Origin of the sequence: Streptomyces morookaense (genome assembly GCF_013030945.1) — a bacterium.
GTDB lineage: Bacteria > Actinomycetota > Actinomycetes > Streptomycetales > Streptomycetaceae > Streptomyces > Streptomyces morookaensis.
Map to the genome: position 1 here is coordinate 1 of NZ_JABBXF010000007.1, position 2,182 is coordinate 2,182.

Sequence of the window (2,182 nt, forward strand, 5' to 3'; positions counted from 1 at the left end):
GATAAGAGCGCTCTCAGATTCGGCCTGCGAAACTGAACGGCATGCCCCAGATGCCAGTCGTCCTGGTCGTGGACGACGACCCCGACGTCCGCGCAGCGGTCGTCGACGGCCTCACCGTCGAGGGCTACGCGGTCCGCTCCGCGGCAGACGGCCTGGAGGCCCTTTCGGCCATCGCCGAAAGGGCTCCGGCAGCGATCGTCCTCGACCTCGCCATGCCCGTCCTCGACGGGCTCGCCGTCTGCCGCCGCCTCCGTTCCCTCGGCGACCGCACCCCCGTGCTCGTCCTCACGGCCCGCGACGCCGTCGCCGACCGCGTCGCGGGCCTGGACGCGGGAGCCGACGACTACCTCGTCAAACCCTTCGCCCTGGACGAGCTCCTGGCCCGCCTCCGCGCCCTCCTCCGCCGCGCGGCCCCGGCGGCACCCCCCGAAGCCGAGGGCACCGACCTCGCCTTCGCGGACCTCCGCGTCGACCCCGTCACCCGCACCGGTGTGCGCGGCGGCACCGAACTCGACTTCACCCGCACCGAGTTCGCCCTGCTGGAGGTCTTCCTGCGGCACCCGGGACAGGTGCTGCCCCGCGAGGTGATCCAGGAGCGGGTGTGGGGCACGGACTTCGGCCCGGAGTCCAACTCCCTCGCGGTCTACATCGGTTATCTGCGCCGCAAGCTGGAGACGGGCGGCGCCCCCCGCCTGATCCACACGGTGCACGGCATCGGCTACCGCCTCAGCGAGCCGGGCGACCGGTGAAGCGCATCCGCCTCCGGCTCCGCGGCCGTCTGGCCCTGGTCACCTCCGCGGCCGTCGCCCTGGTCGCGCTCGGCGTGCTGGCCGCCGCGTACGTCGTCATCCGCTACGAGCTCGGCCGCCAGCTGGACCTCCAGCTCAAGCAGCAGGCCACCCTCATCACCCAGCAGAACCGCGGCAGCGGCCCCGGCGCGCTCTACGGCGAGTGCTCCTGGCTGGCCGCCCCCGCCTGCGCCCAGCTCGTGCCGGCCGACACCACGGCCCCCGGCCAGAGCGGCCTGGTCCTGCCCGTCACCGGCGCCACCCGCCGCGTCGCGGCCGGCACCCTGGGCCCGTACTACAGCAACGTCAGCCTCGACGGCCGCGCCCTGCGCATGTATACGCAGCAGTTCCCGGGGCACCTCGCCCTGCAGGTGGCCATCCGCTCCGACACCGTCGACCAGGGCGTCCGGCAGGCGGGCCTGCTGCTCGGCGCGGTCGGCGGCGCCGGCGTCCTGCTCGCGGCGGGCCTCGGCTACGCCACGTCCCGGACGTCCCTGCGCCCCGTCACCCGCCTCACGGCCACCGCCGAGCGGATCGCCGCCACCCGGGACCCCGCCCACCGCATCGAGCTGCGCCCGTACGAGGCGCGCCGCGAGGACGAGATCACCCGCCTCGCGACGAGCTTCAACACCATGCTCGGCGAGCTGGAGGAGGCGGTGGCCGCCCAGCGCCGCCTCGTCGCCGACGCCTCCCACGAGCTGCGCACCCCGCTCACCGCACTGCGCACCAACGCCGAACTCCTGGCCCGCGCCGACCGTCTCTCCGCCGCCCAGCGCGACCGCGCCGCCGAGTCCCTGGGACGCCAGATGCGCGAGGTGACGGGCATGGTCAACGACCTGATCGAGCTGGCCCGCGACGAGGAGCCGCAGCAGCTGGTGGAGCAGGTCCGCCTCGATTCCCTCGTCGAGAGCTGCGTGGCCCAGGCCCGCGGCCACTGGCCGCACACGGTCTTCACCGTCGACGTGACCGAGGTCACCGTCCCCGGCGTCCCGGCCCGGCTGGCCCGGCTGCTGTCCAACCTGCTCGACAACGCGGCCAAGTTCAGCCCGGCCGGCGCCATGGTCGAGGTGCGGCTGGCGCGGACGGCCGGAGCCGTCGACCTGACCGTGCGCGACCACGGCCCGGGCATCTCCGCCGAGGATCTCCCGTACGTCTTCGACCGCTTCTACCGCTCCCGCCAGGCCCGCGCCCTGCCCGGCTCGGGCCTGGGCCTGGCCATGGCCCGCCAGATCGCCCGCGCCCACGGGGCGGACCTCACGGCGGAACGGGCCGAGGGCGGGGGAGCACGCTTCCGGTTGCGGTTCCCCGAGGCCTGAAGGCGGAGACGACGAAGGCCCCGGTCGACGTGACCGGGGCCTTCAACTTCAGAGCGGACGACGAGACTCGAACTCGCG

Annotated in this window: 2 protein-coding genes; both read left to right on the forward strand. The window is 74.5% G+C overall.

From position 1 onward, the window contains the following. The first annotated feature begins 41 nt into the window (after positions 1-41). Positions 42-749 carry a response regulator transcription factor gene (locus tag HG542_RS04585; protein WP_304414286.1) on the forward strand — a complete coding sequence of 236 codons (708 nt, stop codon included), beginning with the start codon at positions 42-44 and terminating at the stop codon, positions 747-749. Then, positions 746-2,104, forward strand: a complete 1,359-nt coding sequence (locus tag HG542_RS04590; RefSeq protein ID WP_229922643.1) for a sensor histidine kinase — start codon at positions 746-748, stop codon at positions 2,102-2,104. The genes HG542_RS04585 and HG542_RS04590 overlap by 4 nt, the downstream gene beginning before the upstream one ends. The last annotated feature ends 78 nt before the right edge of the window (positions 2,105-2,182 follow it).

Excerpts from the sequence above, each read along its gene's own strand:
- HG542_RS04585 (WP_304414286.1), top strand. The coding sequence starts at position 42 with ATGCCCCAGATGCCAGTCGTCCTGGTCGTGGACGACGACCCCGACGTC.